The organism is Peribacillus sp. Bi134 (assembly GCF_918698065.1).
GTDB lineage: Bacteria > Bacillota > Bacilli > Bacillales > DSM-1321 > Peribacillus.
This window is the reverse complement of sequence record NZ_CAKKLN010000008.1, coordinates 321,597-338,476: the sequence shown is the minus strand read 5'-3', so window position 1 is coordinate 338,476 and position 16,880 is coordinate 321,597. Positions and strand designations below refer to the sequence as shown.

General features: G+C 41.6%; 17 protein-coding genes and 1 riboswitch. Of the genes, 11 read left to right on the top strand and 6 right to left on the bottom strand.

Translation table 11 applies throughout. From position 1 onward, the window contains the following. Nucleotides 1-17 precede the first annotated feature (17 nt). Nucleotides 18-503 carry a QueT transporter family protein gene (locus LQ188_RS19945; protein ID WP_101224985.1) on the bottom strand — a complete coding sequence of 162 codons (486 nt, stop codon included), beginning with the start codon at nt 501-503 and terminating at the stop codon, nt 18-20. 6 nt (nt 504-509) lie between these two features. Continuing rightward, nucleotides 510-554: riboswitch (PreQ1 riboswitch) on the bottom strand. A 170-nt stretch (nt 555-724) separates the two neighbouring features. Between LQ188_RS19945 and LQ188_RS19940 the strand changes: the two genes are divergently transcribed. Both LQ188_RS19940 and LQ188_RS19935 read left to right on the top strand, forming a co-directional pair. Continuing rightward, nucleotides 725-1,246, top strand: a complete 522-nt coding sequence (locus tag LQ188_RS19940) for a YbaK/EbsC family protein (protein ID WP_230177932.1) — start codon at nt 725-727, stop codon at nt 1,244-1,246. A 135-nt stretch (nt 1,247-1,381) separates the two neighbouring features. Beyond that, nucleotides 1,382-2,194 (top strand): hypothetical protein, encoded by an 813-nt coding sequence (locus LQ188_RS19935; RefSeq protein ID WP_230177931.1) that lies wholly within the window; start codon nt 1,382-1,384, stop codon nt 2,192-2,194. An 81-nt stretch (nt 2,195-2,275) separates the two neighbouring features. Here the strand turns inward: LQ188_RS19935 and LQ188_RS19930 are convergent, their stop codons facing one another. Then, nucleotides 2,276-2,572 carry a DUF3892 domain-containing protein gene (locus tag LQ188_RS19930; RefSeq protein WP_101224982.1) on the bottom strand — a complete coding sequence of 99 codons (297 nt, stop codon included), beginning with the start codon at nt 2,570-2,572 and terminating at the stop codon, nt 2,276-2,278. Between the two features lie 298 nt (nt 2,573-2,870). Between LQ188_RS19930 and adhP the strand changes: the two genes are divergently transcribed. Next, a complete protein-coding gene (gene adhP / locus LQ188_RS19925; RefSeq protein ID WP_063235775.1) occupies nt 2,871-3,884 on the top strand; it encodes an alcohol dehydrogenase AdhP in 1,014 nt (337 codons plus the stop codon). A gap of 42 nt (nt 3,885-3,926) precedes the next feature. On the opposite strand, the gene LQ188_RS19920 is transcribed toward adhP, so the two are convergent. The 3 genes from LQ188_RS19920 to LQ188_RS19910 are packed head-to-tail and all read right to left on the bottom strand — an operon-like array spanning nt 3,927 to nt 8,136. Next, a complete protein-coding gene (locus LQ188_RS19920) occupies nt 3,927-5,357 on the bottom strand; it encodes a sigma-54 dependent transcriptional regulator (protein WP_230177930.1) in 1,431 nt (476 codons plus the stop codon). A 4-nt stretch (nt 5,358-5,361) separates the two neighbouring features. Further along, entirely contained in the window at nt 5,362-6,975 is a 1,614-nt protein-coding gene (locus tag LQ188_RS19915) for a sensor histidine kinase (RefSeq protein ID WP_230177929.1), read from the bottom strand. A gap of 12 nt (nt 6,976-6,987) precedes the next feature. After that, nucleotides 6,988-8,136: an iron-containing alcohol dehydrogenase gene (locus LQ188_RS19910; protein WP_230177928.1), complete on the bottom strand. Its 1,149-nt coding sequence runs from the start codon at nt 8,134-8,136 to the stop codon at nt 6,988-6,990. A 271-nt stretch (nt 8,137-8,407) separates the two neighbouring features. On the opposite strand from LQ188_RS19910, the gene LQ188_RS19905 reads away from it, so the two are divergent. The 8 genes from LQ188_RS19905 to LQ188_RS19870 all read left to right on the top strand — a co-directional run bounded on the left by LQ188_RS19905 (nt 8,408) and on the right by LQ188_RS19870 (nt 15,282). Then, entirely contained in the window at nt 8,408-9,811 is a 1,404-nt protein-coding gene (locus LQ188_RS19905; RefSeq protein WP_101224978.1) for a M28 family peptidase, read from the top strand. A 235-nt stretch (nt 9,812-10,046) separates the two neighbouring features. After that, on the top strand, nt 10,047-10,472 hold the full coding sequence (locus tag LQ188_RS19900; RefSeq protein WP_230177927.1) for a DUF5082 family protein: 426 nt from the start codon (nt 10,047-10,049) through the stop codon (nt 10,470-10,472). Beyond that, the gene (locus LQ188_RS19895) at nt 10,472-10,759 is read left to right on the top strand and encodes a YwqI/YxiC family protein (RefSeq protein WP_034306007.1); all 288 of its coding nucleotides are present in this window, start codon (nt 10,472-10,474) and stop codon (nt 10,757-10,759) included. Before LQ188_RS19900 ends, LQ188_RS19895 begins: the two co-directional genes overlap by 1 nt. After that, nucleotides 10,756-12,909, top strand: coding sequence for an ADP-ribosyltransferase (locus LQ188_RS19890; protein ID WP_230177926.1), 2,154 nt, complete (start codon nt 10,756-10,758; stop codon nt 12,907-12,909). Before LQ188_RS19895 ends, LQ188_RS19890 begins: the two co-directional genes overlap by 4 nt. Nucleotides 12,910-12,918: 9 nt before the next feature. Further along, a complete protein-coding gene (locus LQ188_RS19885) occupies nt 12,919-13,941 on the top strand; it encodes an ADP-ribosylglycohydrolase family protein (RefSeq protein WP_230177925.1) in 1,023 nt (340 codons plus the stop codon). Nucleotides 13,942-14,051: 110 nt separating this feature from the next. Beyond that, a complete protein-coding gene (locus tag LQ188_RS19880; protein ID WP_230177924.1) occupies nt 14,052-14,243 on the top strand; it encodes a hypothetical protein in 192 nt (63 codons plus the stop codon). 346 nt (nt 14,244-14,589) lie between these two features. After that, nucleotides 14,590-14,865: a hypothetical protein gene (locus LQ188_RS19875; RefSeq protein WP_230177922.1), complete on the top strand. Its 276-nt coding sequence runs from the start codon at nt 14,590-14,592 to the stop codon at nt 14,863-14,865. A 24-nt stretch (nt 14,866-14,889) separates the two neighbouring features. Next, complete coding sequence (locus LQ188_RS19870) at nt 14,890-15,282, top strand: hypothetical protein (RefSeq protein ID WP_230177920.1); 393 nt, start codon at nt 14,890-14,892, stop codon at nt 15,280-15,282. A 130-nt stretch (nt 15,283-15,412) separates the two neighbouring features. Here LQ188_RS19870 and LQ188_RS19865 read toward each other — a convergent pair whose 3' ends face one another. Beyond that, complete coding sequence (locus LQ188_RS19865; RefSeq protein WP_230177918.1) at nt 15,413-16,669, bottom strand: DUF445 domain-containing protein; 1,257 nt, start codon at nt 16,667-16,669, stop codon at nt 15,413-15,415. Nucleotides 16,670-16,880 lie beyond the last annotated feature (211 nt).

Here is a 16,880-nt window from a genome sequence, read left to right as displayed (position 1 = left end):
CGGCGCGAAGATTCCTTTTAAAGCCACTTTTCAAACTGAATTCTTTTGTTCATTCCATAAATGATTGGCGCTCCGATCAGGAGGACGACGAACTCACCGACAGCTGTAGTCATCCAGCTTAGCCAGAATGGCAAGCCAAAGGCAAGGTTCAGTTCAATTGCAATTAAAAACATTGTGAACGTGAAAAAGATAATCGTGGCGATCATCCGTCCTTTAATGCCTTTTATGAAACGAGAAATATAAATGACAAGCAATAAGGCGAGCAGGGATTGCCCCACCCCAAAAATCAAATCATATGGCACCATCGGCGAAAAGAGCAGATTCGATATGAAGACCCCGCCAACGATACCGTAGATATACTTTTTATTGAATACAATCAGATGATTCAACATTTCCGGTACACGGAATTGGAACATCTCAAAAGCTATTGGTTTAAACACCAATGAGACCGCCACATACAAGGCAGCCAATAACCCGTTTATCACGAGTGTACGAACATTCATTTTACTCTCTCCCTAGTTTTTTATCGTGGGATGGTTACGAACCACGTGTAGGCGTTTACCCGATTATTAATAGTATCCCATGTACGCTTGTTTCGTCAATTTGTAAAGAATGGTTTTAATTTATTAGTTTCCAAGCAGTAGAAGTGGCACAATAGGATTTTGATTTATTGCAATGAAGGATGATATTATTTCAATATGTACGTCAAAGGAGTGAATATAAAATGTCGATCGAGAGTGTTAAAAGCCATTTTAAACAATGGAATCGGGAAGGCGACGTAAAGGAGTTCGAAACATCGAGTGCTACGGTGATTGAGGCAGCGGAAACCATCGGTGTTATCCCAGCGCGGATTGCTAAGACTCTTTCCTTTAAAGGGGAAGGTGAACACGCGATTTTGGTAGTTGCCGCAGGGGACGCTAAAGTGGATAATAAGAAATTTCGTCAGTCATTCGGCTTCAAGGCACGAATGCTTTCGCCTGAAGAAGTGCTTGCACAGACCGGCCATGCAATCGGAGGCGTTTGCCCGTTTGGTCTGGCAAACGATTTAGCTGTTTTTCTTGATGTATCGATGAAGCGCTTCGAGTCATTGTTCCCGGCTTGCGGCAGTGCGAACTCTGCAATAGAACTTACACTCGCTGAATTGTTTGAATATTCAGGTGCGAAGGAGTGGGTGGATGTTTGTAAGGGTTGGGAAGAAAAGGAGAATGAGGAAACGGCGGTAGGCAATGCAGTTGATGTCATTTGATTAATGTGTCAAAAAATTAGATTCACATGATTGGGATTGAGTCCACTGCAGTGGACTTTATTTGTGGGGGCCGCATGCATTTCCATGATTAAAGCGGAAAACGGGCAGAAAGTGTTCCTGAGCGGAGGTTGAAAGATGTTAAATGGAAGCGAAAGAAAAAGCAATAGCAGCTATCTTAGTCTTAAAACTCTTTATGAAGAAAATATAACGGTTAAGAGCATTGCCCAGGAGCTTGAGTTTTGCCATAAAAATGATCAGGCGCTGGATATTCAGAAAGCATTGGAGAAAAAGAATTTTGATATATTGGCTGTCCAAGATCAAGGGGAAATCATCGGGTATATCGAAAGGGACGAACTAGGTGAAGGAAGTATTTCTGAATATATGAGAAACTTTTCACCAAGGGAAATGGTTTCGGATTCAACTCCTTTGATCCAGCTTCTCCATATTTTCAAGAATAAAACAAGGGTGTTCGTCTTGGAGAATAATTCAATTAAAATGCTGATTACCCATGCCGACCTTCAAAAGCCTCCGATCAGGATGCTGATATTCGGATATATTACCTTATTGGAAATGAGGATGAGCGATATCATCCTGGATAGATTCGGCGATGGCAGCTGGTATCCAATGATCAGCGAAGACCGTTTAGAAAAGGCAACCGAATTATATAGAAGGAGAATCGATAAAAATGAGGATATCAATATAATAGAGTGCCTGCAAATCAGTGATAAATTCGATATCATACATAAAGATAAGGAATTGAGGTGCTTCTTCCAAATCCCTTCGAAAAGTAAAGGGAAGAAGGATGCGAATGCCATCCGGAAATTACGGGATAAGATTTCCCATGCTAATGAACTGGGTCTGGACATGTCATGGATGGAAATCATCGAGGTTGTCGAGTCCTGCGGCCGACTGCTCGAAATCTCTGAATCCTATCCTTACGAAAAATAAGATCCGGCTAATCATGCTGGTTCTTTTTTAGCTCATCCAGACAGAAAAAAACTGCCCATATCAGGCAGTCTCCCCGAAATTTCAAAACTCCGGCAGTTGATCCAGGTTATTTTCCTTTATCCCATCGGGCTCACTCCGCAATATGTCACGTCCATATTTATGAAAGACGTCAACATTGGCCAGGTTGCCCGCCTTTGCTTCCGCAAGGGCTGTGGGGTAGTCGAGTTCGCGGCCGGAGTTCGTCTTGATGGCGATAATATTGTCCTCTTCATTTTTCCTTACGGCGATGATTTCTTCTTTTCCTGCTGAATCAGGTTGGTTTGCTTGCGGTGTTCCCTGCTGTTTATATGATTCATAGGCTTTTTCAAATTGGTCCATGTTTTAGACACCTCCTATTTATAGGGTGAGCCATTTTTTCTGCAATATACAAACCGGATTTCGTCCAACTTGAGCCGTTAATTCGTCCAAATGGGCCGATTTTTCGGCACTTTTTTTGTGATTGCTGTCTTATTGGCCTTTTTGCAGTGGCATGGCACTTGCATCTATTTTAAGTAGTGCAGTAGTGCAAGTTTAAGTAGTAGCAAGAAATAATATCCACTGAATTAAGGGAGGAATATGAATCATGAATGTAAAACAAGGGGCAAGCACTGTAAATGCAAAACAACAGGTCAAGACAATGAAAGCGGCGGTCGTCAATGAATTTAACCAAAAACTTGAGATTAAAGAAGTGCCCATTCCGGAATTGGAGTATGGTGAGATATTAGTGAAAATTAAAGCCTGTGGCGTGTGTCATACCGATCTACATGCGGTACATGGTGATTGGCCGGTAAAACCCAAGCTTCCGCTTATCCCCGGACATGAGGGTGTGGGCATTATAGAAAAGGTGGCAGAAGGCGTAACTTCCTTGAAAGTGGGTGACCGTGTTGGGATCCCTTGGCTTTATTCAGCCTGTGGCGATTGTGAATATTGTCTGACTGGCAGGGAGACGCTTTGCTTGGATCAATTGAATGCAGGCTATTCCGTGGACGGCGGGTATGCGGAATATTGTAAAGCACCTGCCAAATATGTGGTGAAGGTTCCTGAAGGGCTTGACTTTGCGGAGGTATCGCCGATTTTCTGTGCAGGTGTAACGACGTATAAAGCGCTTAAGGTATCAGAAGCAAAACCTGGTGATTGGGTAGCGGTTTATGGAATTGGCGGATTGGGACATGTTGCCCTGCAATACGCGAAAGCGATGGGCTTTAATGTCATTGCTGTCGATATTCAAGATGATAAGCTTGATCTGGCAACGGAACTGGGGGCGGATTACACGGTTAATGGGCTTAAGACAGATCCTGTACAGGCCATAAAGGATAAAGTTGGCGGTGTGCAGGCATCCATTTCTGTAGCGGTTACGAAAAAAGCATTCGAACAGGCTTACAGTTCTGTCAAGAGGGGAGGCACACTTGTCGTAGTCGGATTGCCGAATGATGAACTTCCAATCCCGATTTTTGATACAGTGTTAAATGGGGTAACTGTAAAAGGTTCCATCGTCGGGACGAGAAAAGATCTACAGGAAGCTGTTCAATTTGCGGCTGAGGGTAAAGTCAGAACGAATATTGAAACAAGAAAGCTTGATGAAATCAATGACGTGTTTTCAATGATGGAAAAGGGAGAAATCAACGGACGCATCGTATTGACGCTAGAATAGTAACAGAGGAGGAAGCCCTGGAACGGGGCACCCTCCTTTTTATTATGTCTGGCTCTTCTCATTTAATATATAGCGCAATTTCCTTATGGATATTTGCAAGCGTTTGGCAGCTTCATTCCGGTTGCCGTAGGTTTTTTGCAGTGCCTGCATGACGAGCTCCTTTCCAATTGTCGATTGAAGCTGTTTGATTTCCGTAAGGATTTCTTCAAGCATCAGTTCATCCTTCTCATTAAAATCGGCCACCAGTCTTTTTCGCCACTCTTCAAGAAGGTTTTCTGTTGACTGAATCTCATTAAGGGACACATTTTTGTCAGTGGTGATCTGGCTGTTGGATAGAGAGATATCATTGGCGGTTATTACCGACTTATTGTCTGCAAGAGTTAGCGTGCGCATGACCACATTAGAAAGTTCGCGTATGTTGCCTGGCCAGTTGTATTGCTGTAATTTTTCAATGGCTTCATTGGAAAATGAAATATCTCCATGACCATTTCTCTCAATCAAGTGACGGACAAGCAAGGGAATATCCTCTTTTCGGCTCCTTAATGGCGGGATATCCAGAGTCACGACGTTCAGTCGGTAAAATAGGTCTTCCCGAAATTTATTCTTATCCACGGCCTGCTGCAGATTTTCATTGGACGCCGCCACTAACCGGGCGTTCGTCCGTAATGTCCCGCTGCTGCCAACCCGCATGAATTCCCGTGTTTCCAAAACCCGAAGCAATTTGACTTGAATGGCGGGACACGCATCCGCAATTTCATCAAGGAAAAGCGTCCCGTTCCCTGCAATTTCGAAAAAACCCTTTCGCAGCTGGGTCGCTCCTGTGAAAGCGCCCTTTTCATGACCGAATAATTCGCTTTCCAGCAGGGATTCAGAAATCGCTCCGCAATTGATGCCGATAAAAGGTTCATGGTTCCGGGGGCTGGCAATGTGGATGAAGCGGGAAAGCACTTCTTTTCCGCTTCCGGTTTCTCCTTCAATTAATACATTGACGGATTTTTGGGCCACCTTGAAAGCCGTTTCAATCAAATTCTTCATTAAAGGACTTTCTCCGACAATGAGTCCTGAATCCTCGGCTAGCTTATGAATGAAATGCTGATTCAAAGCTTCATTTTCATTTAATAGGTTGTCAATCTGCCTTTCCAGTACTTCAATATCCACGAAGGGTTTTTCCATGTAATCACTCGCGCCGAGCTTCATTGCATCAACAGCGGTCTTGACGGTGCTGTATCCGGTCATGATCAGTACCTTGCAACGTGGCTGCAGTTGTTTTAGATGCTGCAGGAGGGAAAGTCCATCACAATCCGGAAGCTTCAAATCTATCATTGCGACATCAAAACGCTGCTGATTCCAATCGATCTCATGAAACTCCTTGCCGCTATTCACAACTTGTACGAGGTAACCTTTCATCGTAAAAAGGCGGGATAGAAAAGTCCCAACCTCTTTCTCATCGTCTACCACAAGTAAATGAACCACCTTATCATCCCCTTTCCTCTCCTTGTAAGGGAAGCCTCAGGAAAAAAGTGCTTCCTTGTCCTGGCGTGCTCAATACGTCGATCTTTCCGCCATGGTCTTTGGCGATGCCGAGGCTTACAGACAGCCCCAAACCTGTACCTTTTTCACGGTCCTTAGTCGTATGAAAGGGATGGAATATGAAGGGCAGGCGTTCTTTTTCAATCCCCGTTCCGTTATCAGTCACCTGAACCACCATGAACTTGTTTTCTGTATAGGTAGTGATCGCAATTGATTTTTCCGTTTGGGCGGACTCATCCAATGCGTCCTTGGCATTCAATAGCAAGTTGATGATGATCTGTTCTATCTGCGGCTGGCTGCCCTTTATGAAAGGAAGGTCTTCCTGAAGGGTAAGATGGAGGGAGATTTGCTTCTTCCCAAGTTGGAACTTCAATAGGTTCAGAACCTGGTGAATGGCTTCGTTAATAGAGTAATAGTGAAATCTATACTCATCCTGCCTTGAAAAGGTAAGCAGGCTTTTCACTATTTGCCTGCATCGGTCTCCGCAAATCTTGATATCGTCCAATAGCATATAATCCAGATTGTCCTGTGGGGTTTTCCGTAGTAAAATTTGCGAGTTACCAAGAATGGCCGTTAATGGGCTATTCAATTCATGGGCAATCCCTGCTGCCATTTCACCAATCGCCCCAAGTTTCCCGGCATGCAATAGCTGGACTTCCATCTGTCTTCTTTCGGTGACATTTTTATAATAAGCAATGACCCCATATACTTGATGCTCCTTATTCTGAATCGGGTAAGCATGCATTTCCAAGATGGTATCATGCTGAAGGAGAATTTCCTGAAACCCTGGCTTATTACACGTAAAGGTATCTTGAATCAAAGATTGGGATTTTACAATTAAAGCAAGCAGGTCGGAAAAGTCCCTGGCTGAATCATTGGATTGATAGACCGTTCCTTTGTGATCAAAGACGATGATCATATCCTCAACTGCCTTGAATGTATCCTCCCACTCCTGTTTGGAATGAAGAATTTCCTTATAAAGCTGGGCATTCTCCAAAGTTAACGCAAGCTGGTTGGATAGTTGCTCAAGAAATTCGAGTTCATCTTCATGCCATGTTTTCTTTTTCTTCCTGCCGAAAGTCCAAATTCCGATTTTTTTACTTTTTCCGTATAAAGGGACTAATAGAAGTGATTCGATTTCAAGGGATAATAGACGTTCCTTTTCTGGGAATTCGGGTAACCGTTTAACTTCCACCTGAATCGGCTGTTTGTCCTTCAGGGCTGATGAGAAATCCTGAAAAGGGTGTAACAAGTTTTTGGGATCCAGCTCAAGTTCGCAGTGACCATTAGGGCAGATGTGGAGCAGGGCAGGTTCTTCCTCATACAATATGACAAAATGACTGTCATCGAAGGTAATGAGCTGCTTAAGTTTTGCAATAACATTTCGGAGAATCTCTTGGATGTCGATGTCCATATTCATATTTTTAGTGATGTCATTCATGATTTCAAGCTGCATATTTTTTTTCTTCAGCTGATCCACGGTTTTCTTTAGTTCCGTGTAATACGTTTTCTTTGAAGATTTAACGCCTGTCATTAAATCTATCATTTCAAGTTTGTTCATGCTTTTCACCTCTTATAGGGCTGTAAGAAGCAGCTGATTTATCTGTTCTAATGACATATCACGAGGATTTGTGATCATGCAGGCATCCTCAAGAGCGGTCATCCCAATGGGATCTATCATTTCTTTCGTAATGCCGACATCACTTAAACTCTTGGGAGCCCCTATATCCTGTGATAATTCCCTTACAAAGCTAATGGCTGCCATTCCTGCTTGCTGCTCGGTCAATGCCCGTGTATCGATGCCCATGATGTCGGCAATCTCGCTGAATCGCCTTGGTGAGGCAATTCGATTGAAATCCATGACATGGGGAAGGAGTATCGCATTGATTTCACCATGTGGAAGGAGGTACTTGCCGCCTAGGGCATGTGAAATGGCATGGGCAGCTCCCAAAATGGCATTGGAAAAAGCCAGTCCAGCCTGCAGGCTCGCCATCGCCATCGCTTTTTTTGCTTCCTCATTATGCCTGGATGCAACAGAGGGGCGTAAGTGGCGGGAAACGATGGAAAGCGCGTTTTTAGCTTGTACATCTGTCAAAGGTGTCGCAGCGATTGAAACATAGGATTCAATGGCGTGTGTTAAAACATCCATTCCCGTAGCTGCTGTCAAATCCGGTCCCAAGGTGGTTAAGGTACCAGGATCGACTATTGCAATATCGGGAACGAGTGATTTTGAAATGATCGTCATTTTTTTCTCGCGGAATGAATCGACGATCACCGAAAACTGGGATACTTCCGAACCCGATCCTGCAGTGGTCATGATCATCACCATGGGCGGGAGGGGAGAGTGGACTTTATCAACACCTTCATAATCACTGATGATGCCGCCATTCGTTACTAAAAGGGCAACCCCTTTGGCAACATCCAAAGCACTGCCTCCACCCAACCCGATGATGGCATCACATTCTTGTTCTTTAAATGCCAAACAGCCGGCCTCGATCTCCCTGTCCTTCGGATTGGTCGTCATTTCAATGAAGGTAGCAAAAGCAAGTCCTGCATCTTGGCAGGATTCAATGACTTTATCTAACCAGCCAGCATTGGCCACCCCGGAATCGCTTACGATCAGCGCCTTTTTGGCACCCAGCCGCAAGCAGGCCTCGCCAGCTTGTTCAATCGAACCTTTTCCAAAAATCACTTCCGGCATCACGAATTTAGTTATCGACATCTTTGCGCCTTCTCCCTGTAGAAATTCTATCTCTTCTGTATTATTTTCCCGAAAAAGAGCGAAAATCCTGTTTGGATTACAGGTATTTTTATATAATATGACAAAATATCGATTGATATAGAACTTTCGGCACGAATCAAACCTCCTGTTAATTTCTTGAATTTGTAAATTAGGTACTTTAGACATGCATGAATAGGGATAAACCTACCTAGTTAGTATTTTCTATATATTGTAAAATTATGGAGGAATCTATTAAACTGGGAGGCAATCTATGAAAAAACAATTTCTGTCGGTAACCTTAATCGCAGCATTGACACTCGGGACAGCCGGGACAACAACCGCATTAGCAGCGCCACATTCATCGCCGGTGCTATCCGCGCCATCCACGGACAAGCAAGTCATTAAAAGAATCGATGCCGATAAAATCTACAAGAATATTGAATACCTCTCACAAACACCTCGGGTGGCCGGTTCGGATTCTGAGTATAAAGCCGTCCAATTCATCAAAAAGCAGTTCAAATCTTATGGCTATAAAGCCGATATTGAAGAGTTCAATTTTTTATCTTATACAGATCCAAATCTGGTCGAGCTATCCGTTGCTGGATTCGATGGGGAAATCCAAGCGAACAATTTAACCTATTCAGTTAATGGGGACCTATCCGGTGAAGTGGTATATGCCGGTTTAGGAACGAAAGAAGAGCTTGGGGAAACCGATGTTGCAGGGAAGATTGCCCTTATACAAAGAGGCAGCCTCACTTTTGCAGAGAAAGTATTGAATGCAGCAGAAAAAGGGGCAGCGGGAGTCATCCTATTCAATAATGCAGAAGGGGAATTAAACGGGACACTCGGAGAGGATAATGACAAGTATATTCCATCCGTCACGATAACCAAAAAGGATGGAGAAGCACTTCTGGAAAAACTGAATGCTGGAGTTAAATTGACAGCATCATTAAAAATTGAAGGAGCTTATTCCGGAGAAAAAACCTCTTATAATGTAGTGGCTACGAAAAAGGCAACAAAGAGCAATAAAGCAAAAAAGAACGATATCATTTATATTACTGGCCATCATGATTCCGTCGCAGGAGCACCCGGAGCGAATGATGATGCATCAGGAACATCCGTCACCCTTGAACTTGCACGTGTTCTGAAGAATCTTCCTACAGATACGGAAATTCGTTTCGTCACCTTTGGGGCAGAGGAAAATGGATTGCTGGGTTCACAGCATTATGTGAGCAATCTCCCTGATGATGATATCAAGCGGACCATTGCCAACTTCAATCTCGATATGGTGGGAAGCAAGGATGCCGGAGATTTGGTCATATTGACTAATGATGGAGAAATGAACCTTGTAACCGAGCTGGCCCAGGCATCAAGTACAAGATTGAATGGTGAGCCGACTCCATATGGACAAGGCGGGAGAAGTGACCATGTATCCTTTGCTGAGGCTGGGATACCCGCTGCTTTATTCATCCACAGTCCATCAGAGCCTTGGTATCATACCCCTGATGATACCATTGATAAAATCTCAAAAGAAAAGCTTCAGGATGTTGCTGAAATTGTCGGTACCGCTGTATATGACCAAGCTAAAATCGAAGCTAAAAAACCTGATCTCAATCATAAAAAAGGGAAAAAGGTGAAAGTTCCGCATTTATTTGACGAAAAGGAATTCAAATAATGCTGTAAATATTCAGAGGGTGCAGCCTGCACTCTCTTTTTATGTTTAAAAATGGAAAATCAGGGGTGAAAAGTCTAAGCTGTAATTGGTGCGTGTGGGATGAATTCCCTAAACACCTAGCATAAATAGCTTATTTATCCCTATTTAACTCTAAGACTATAATCCTTATAATAAAAATTATGAAAAATATGACAGTCTACATAATGAGAATAGTATGTTTGAGGTGATTTTTTAAGTGTATGCAAATTCATTGAGTGAAATACACTCAGCCCTTTCCAGTAAAATGTCCGATGTGAATGAAAAAATCAACCGTTTGGAGCATGCAAAAAGTCAAATCAAAGTAGAACAGAATGCTTGTCTTGGGGAAATCGCTAAAATTAAAAATCCGGACTTGGCAAAAAGCTGGACGGGAAACCGTGCAGAAGACTTTCAAGATGCCCGTATTGATGCATACAAGGCAATGTCAACGATCATTCATGATGATTATGACGACTATCAAGAGAAAATCGACGGTAAAATCATGATACTTAATATAGAGAAAAAGGCTCTGAGTGCAGCAGGTACGATAGCACATGAAGCGGATGTTCTTTTAGGCAAAGGAGAAGCCGTCATAGATCAATTGGAAAGCAAAATATCATATTTAAAAGGGTGGTTGTTTTAATGACGACAATCAAACTGAATCATCCTGCCGTAACGAAGCAAGTCGATCAGGTGAAGACGGCACTTGGTACAGTCACGCTTGGAAATTTGCCGGCAGGCGAGCTTGGCAATAATAAATTGGAATTCACCTCGAAATGGATCGACCGCGAAACGAACCTGGAGAAGGTCTTCGAGCAATATATCAAAATCGTCCAGAAAAATGTGGAAGATACCCGTGCCAACATTGACTTATTAAAAGAACAGGATGAAGCCATCGCCCATACGTCTTCACATGGGTATCAGCGATGAAGATATATGAAGCCGAGACATTGACGGCCGCAACCAAGTCGCGCGCCAAGCAATATGAAGAACTAAAGAAGGAAGTCACAGCCCTGAAAAAGGAATTTCAGGGCATCGTCGGCCTGGATAACGAGTTTCAGGGAGCCGGTGCTGCCGCCATCAAAAGCTTCTATGAAGCACAAATCGAGGTGGCGGACGCCTGGATGGAACTATTCACGACCCAAATCAGTTTTTTGGAAGGCATACCGGCCACCCTGGAAGAGGCGGACCTCTCCGGAAATACGGTGGTCGAGGTTCCCTTTTTAGACGGCGAAGTGTCAAACGGCATCAACCAAGCGAAATCGCTTGTCGATGAGCAAGCGAACGACCTCCAAAGAATCCTGAACAGCATTGACGATATCCTGCCTCTTGATATGTTCGATCAAAAGGACTTTAATGAAAAAATCACGCTGGCCGGACATAGACTGGATGACACCGTGACAAAGGTCGAGAATGTCGACCGGCAATTGGTCGAGGAATATGATGTGTCCGTTGGACAGGAAAACGTGGCCGTTGGCCTCTTCCGTGCCTTGCTTGATGCCACCAAACAGGACGGCAGCGTTTCGCCGATGACGTTCGATCAATCGGCATTCAAGAGCAGTGACGTCTATCAAGTGAAGGATGAAGTCGCCGGTCAGATGAAAGACTATCAAACCTTCAAAAAGCAGCAAGCCGAAGCCCGGAAAATCGAACAGGAAATGGAAGAACTCGAAAACCGCCCATGGTATGAAAAAGCCTGGGATACGACAAAAACCTTTACAGGGGAATTCACGGGATACTATGATTCTATCAGGGCCTCAACCGGAGTCGATCCAGTAACGGGCCGCAAGCTGTCCGATGCCGAACGAATCGCCGCCGGCGCCATGGCAGCCGCTGGATTCATCCCCGTCGTCGGCTGGGCCGGCAGGGCCATCAAGGGCGGCAGCGCCATCTACAAAACGGCCAAAGGGCTCAACGCAGCGGACCACGCGCTCGATGCCTATAAAACGACAAAAGGCTTTAGCCTCCTCCAGAAAACCGAATACGGGATATACGGACTCCTCGCAGCCAACGGCCTTGGTGAAGCGGCCACAGGTAAAGACATGTTCGGCAACCAGCTAACCGAGGAACAGCGCCAGAACGGGCTGTTGATGGCACTTGGCATCGGCGGTGTGGCAGGTGCGGCAAAGGTCGCTGATAAAGTAGCGAGTGGTACAAAGTTCGTCCCTTACAGCAAGGAATTTGCACAAAATCAGGTTCAGAAGGTTCAAGCCATCATCAGCGGTATGGGCAAAGCCACATATGAAAATGTGATAAAGGTGGGCAAAGCCACCGGGCAGGTTGCTAAAACAACCGGCCGCTTCATTGCCAATGAAACAAAAACCTTTAAGGATATTGCCGTTTCCCATGGGAAAGCGGCTGGCCGGGCTATAGGTGAAATCAAAATGCCTGTTCTCAGACCGTCCCTTCAACCTGCTGGGCATAATATGGTTGGACTTGAAACCGATTCAGTAAAAGTGAAGGAGCTCGTGCAGAAATTTAGTGTTAGAGGTGGGGCCAGTGAAGCAACCCCTACATTTAGTAATATACCCGAAGCTCATGAATGGGGAGAAGCGTACTACTCTAAGTGGTTAGATTCCTTGACCGAAAGAGAAAAGGTAGCTATTAAACAATACACAGGAAATGATTACCAATATATTAATAAATATTTGAGAGGAATTGAAAATTCTTTATATGGAATAGATAAGCAGGTTATTGATGATATTAAAAGTGGCCTGAATAAAGCAGCAGTTCCACATGATATGCAGGTCTTTAGAGGAACTGACCTCACGCCATTAGAAAGTATTTTAAAAATAGACGACCATGGTAATATAGATTTGGGTTCATTAATAGGAAAGACTTTTAAGGATGAAGCATTTGTGAGTACTGCGATTGTAAAAGAGTCATCATTTGATTATAAACAGGTTTCTTGGACTATAAATGTTCCAAAAGGAGCGAACGCTGCTTATGTTGGGAAAATTAGTGAATTTCCTGATGAGGCCGAGTTACTTTTAAATGCTGGTCAAGAATTACTTATCAAAGAAGCCAATGAGGATGCGTATGGTAAGCTGCATCTTGTATTAGACTTAAATAAAAAGTAGGTGTAAAGAATGACAGGCAGAAGAATGGTAGACAGATGGGAAGACGATAACAAGATTTTTATGAGTTTAGCCATTAAGAAAAGATTATTACCGAGTATGTATGGCGGTATTATCGGAGACATGCTGGGTGTTCCTGTTGAATTTAAAAAAAGAGGGACTTTCACTATTAATGATATATCGGGATATGGAACCTATAATCAGCCGCCAGGCACCTGGTCGGATGATACTTCGTTAACTTTATGTTTAATTGAAAACTTAATTGAAAAAAGCGATTCAGCGGAGCTCATGCAAAAATTCGTTCAGTATATGGAATCTGGTTATTGGACACCACATCATGAAATGTTCGATATTGGCAGAACGACCAGTGAAGCCATAATCAAGTTTAAAAATGGAGCCCCAGCGCCAGAATGTGGCGGAAATGCCATGTTTGATAATGGAAATGGGGCGTTGATGAGGATCGCTCCAGTAGCATTTATCCTTATTAATAACTTTAATTTCATTGAAAAAATTCAAACCATTAAAAAGTATACGGAAGTAACACATGCACATCCGCGTTCTGTGGTAGGTTCCATTATTTATGTCGAGTTTTTACTTAGACTTTATTATAATAATTCTCCTGAAGATGCAATAAGACAAACAAAAAAACTTTTTGATGAGAATTTTGAGAAAGATCATATATACCAAAAAGAGCTGCAATCCTATTCAAGGATTTTTGAGGAAGATTTCTTTTCATTACCACAAGAAGAAATTCAGTCAGATGGTTATGTCGTTCATACGTTGGAAGCAGCTATTTGGTGCTTAGGAACTTCAAATTCGTTTAGCGATGCCGTTTTAAAAGCAGTGAATCTAGGGGATGATACGGATACAGTAGGTGCCATTACAGGGACAATGGCAGGTATGTACTATAAAATGGACGACATTCCTAAAGAATGGCTTGAGAAAATCATCAGAAAAGAAGATATTGATGAATTAATCAACCAATTCCATAGTTTTTGTGCAGATAAAGCCATTAAAGAAAAGTATGGGGCTTGATGTAAATCCCCAATATAAACAAAAAAACTCCTATAAAATTCCTTTATAGGAGTTTTTTTATGTCCAGAGTCCAGTTTATGCGATGTTAAACGGAAAGCAAGCAGTTTGAATTGGGTGATGGGAAATTAAATAATGGAGTGAGTGGGAAAATGCTAAGAAAAGGTGAGTATACGATCTATAATGGTAAAGAGTATAGATTCATAGAATCTGATTTAGTAGAAGCTATTGAATTAATTAGTAATGATAAAAATGAAATGGACAATGGTTTTACTTATTATAAAAAAATATTTACACGAAAATAGTAGGTGTAAATGAAGTTAAAGACTTATATTCTATTAATCCCTATGCTGTATATAAGGGAGAGATCTTTCCAGCATCTGAAGAAAGAAAAACTGGAAAAGTATTGTTGGATACAACAAACACTGAACTTGCTAAAAGGATGGGTTTTGAACGGACAGATAAATATATGTACTCTAAATCTGTAAAATGGGATGAAGTTGAGATAATCGAGGAGAGGAAGCCTTATTCATTAGATTAATTTCTTCATTTCAAACGCGATTATATTTATTGTACTATCCCCCTAATGAGCTTTGGCACTGTTTTGTTAAAGGTCTCCTTTGTAGGCGAGTAGATAGGAAGATGAAATTAATGGATAAGAAAAAGCAGTTAATCGATCAAATAAAAGTTGTGATAAATAATCTTGAAAATGATTATTATAATGAAATTACAAGGGGCGTGTTACAACTTATATATAAAAGATATAAGGACGCATTGGATGTAATGGAAAATAATGGAGATATAAGAGAATTAAATATTATTGGCGGCGTAAGGGCTTATATGGATAGTTATAATGACTATCTAAATCCGTTATTAGGAGAATTACATAAAGCTGAAAAAATAAATAGAGAATTATTCAATGCTTGATAAAGTTTGAAAATGGAGGTACCTATGATAAGAAAAGGAAAGGAAAGTATGCAATACATAATGGTAGTGAGTATAGTTTTTATTCCACTGAAACATAAGTCTATAAGGTTAATAAGTAATAAATATGCTGATCTATCTCAAGGTTTCAGACATTTAGATGAAAATATTTATATAAAAAATGTTTCTGTAGAAGAGGTAGAAAATTTATTTAAGATAAATTCGAAGGCAATATATAAAGGCGAGATGTTTCCAGCATCTGAAGAAAGAAAAACTGGAAAAGTATTGTTGGATACAACAAACACTGAACTTGCCAAAAAGATGGGGTTTGAAAGAACAGATAAATATATGTACTCCAAATATGTGGAATGGGATGAAGTGGAGATAATCGAAGAGAGGAAGCCCTATTCGTTAGATTAATTTCCCCGTTAAAAAGCCCTTGAGGTTAAGGGCCTTTTTTATGAGGGTATAAACTAAAGGCAAGAGATCGCCCCAGTTGATTTAGTAATGACAGTATTCTTCCGTTACAATGTCGGCAAAGGTGCCTGGATTATAATAGCTTAAGCAGAGCCTGTGCACCTGTTAAGATAAGTCCTATTATAAAACCACAGACCGCTCCGTTCACACGAATCCATTGTAAATCTTTTCCTACACCATTTTCCATCATATCAATCAGCGTTTCGTTGTCTAGCTTATCTAAATTTTCTTGTACAAGATTGCCGATCTGCGTATGATTATTTTCAATGAGAACAGTAATTTGTTTCTGTATCCAATGATCGATGTGCGTGCTATTTTCTTTTATGTTGTCCAGTACGTGATGAATCATTGGAGTCAGATAAGCATCCATGAAATGTTCATCTTCGACGAAATCCAATGCTTCTTGTTGAATTTGTTGTAGAGTTCCCTTTATTGTCGCCTCAGGCTCCCATTTTGTCAGAAGTTGTTTTTTCCATTTTTCAACTCCTTCTAACAATTCCCGGTTATGGTTAATGCCTTGTATCTCTTTCCTGATATATAAGATTAAAGCCTCTCTATTTGGTTCTTTCTCGTTTTGTAAATTATTTACAACACTTAATAACAGGTTTTGTATGATATTCCCAAGTTTCTCTTCGTTAAGTAGACTTTGAATGGATTTAACGGCGAACTGAAGCATACCTTCCAGTTCAATCTTACTGAGTACATCCATGGAAACAGTGCCAAGTCGGTGACTGGTTTCTTTTTTTCCTAACCAATCTTCAGCTTTTTTCAAAACATGATCCAAAGCCTTTTTATCAAACTCTTCGTTAAGTAACTGTGAACTTACTAAATGTAGAATCTTGCTCATGTCTATGTTAGAAAGTGATATTTTAATTTTTTTAGCAACGAAAGGTGTAATCTTTTCTATATCTATATAACCAATCATTTGCTTGATTAATTTAATCAGGACTTTTCTAAAAGTCTCACTTTGAATCTCTTTTACTAAAATAGGGATCAATTTTTCAGTAAAAGGAATATGTTTTACTTTGTCCTGAATGCTTTCCTTAGAAAGCCAGTCGTTTTTTAACATCGAAACAAGTGCATTTGTCATTCTTTTACGATTGTTGGGCAAAAGCGCTGTATGGGGGATCGGTAATCCAAGCGGATGGCGGAATAATGCAGTGACTGCAAACCAATCTGCCAATCCGCCGACTAAACCAGCCTCAAACCCTCCATGTAATAAATCTAACGGCAATGAACCTTGAAATGGAGTGGTTGCAATATAACCTGCCCCCATGATAATTAGTGAATATCTAGCTATTTTTCTTGAAGATTTTATTTTTGGTGACATTATATTCCCTCATCCTTAAAATGATAGTCAATTACTATAACCCGAATCATTAGCAAATTTTATAACTTACTTTCATCTAGTAGTATAGCAGGTAGTTCAAAAAAATAACCACAACAAGGCAGTAAGTTCATTAATTTTGGGCATAGAATATTTGTCATTTTCCCTTGAATGTTCAATATTCAGATGATAAATGCACAAAAAAAAGCCGATT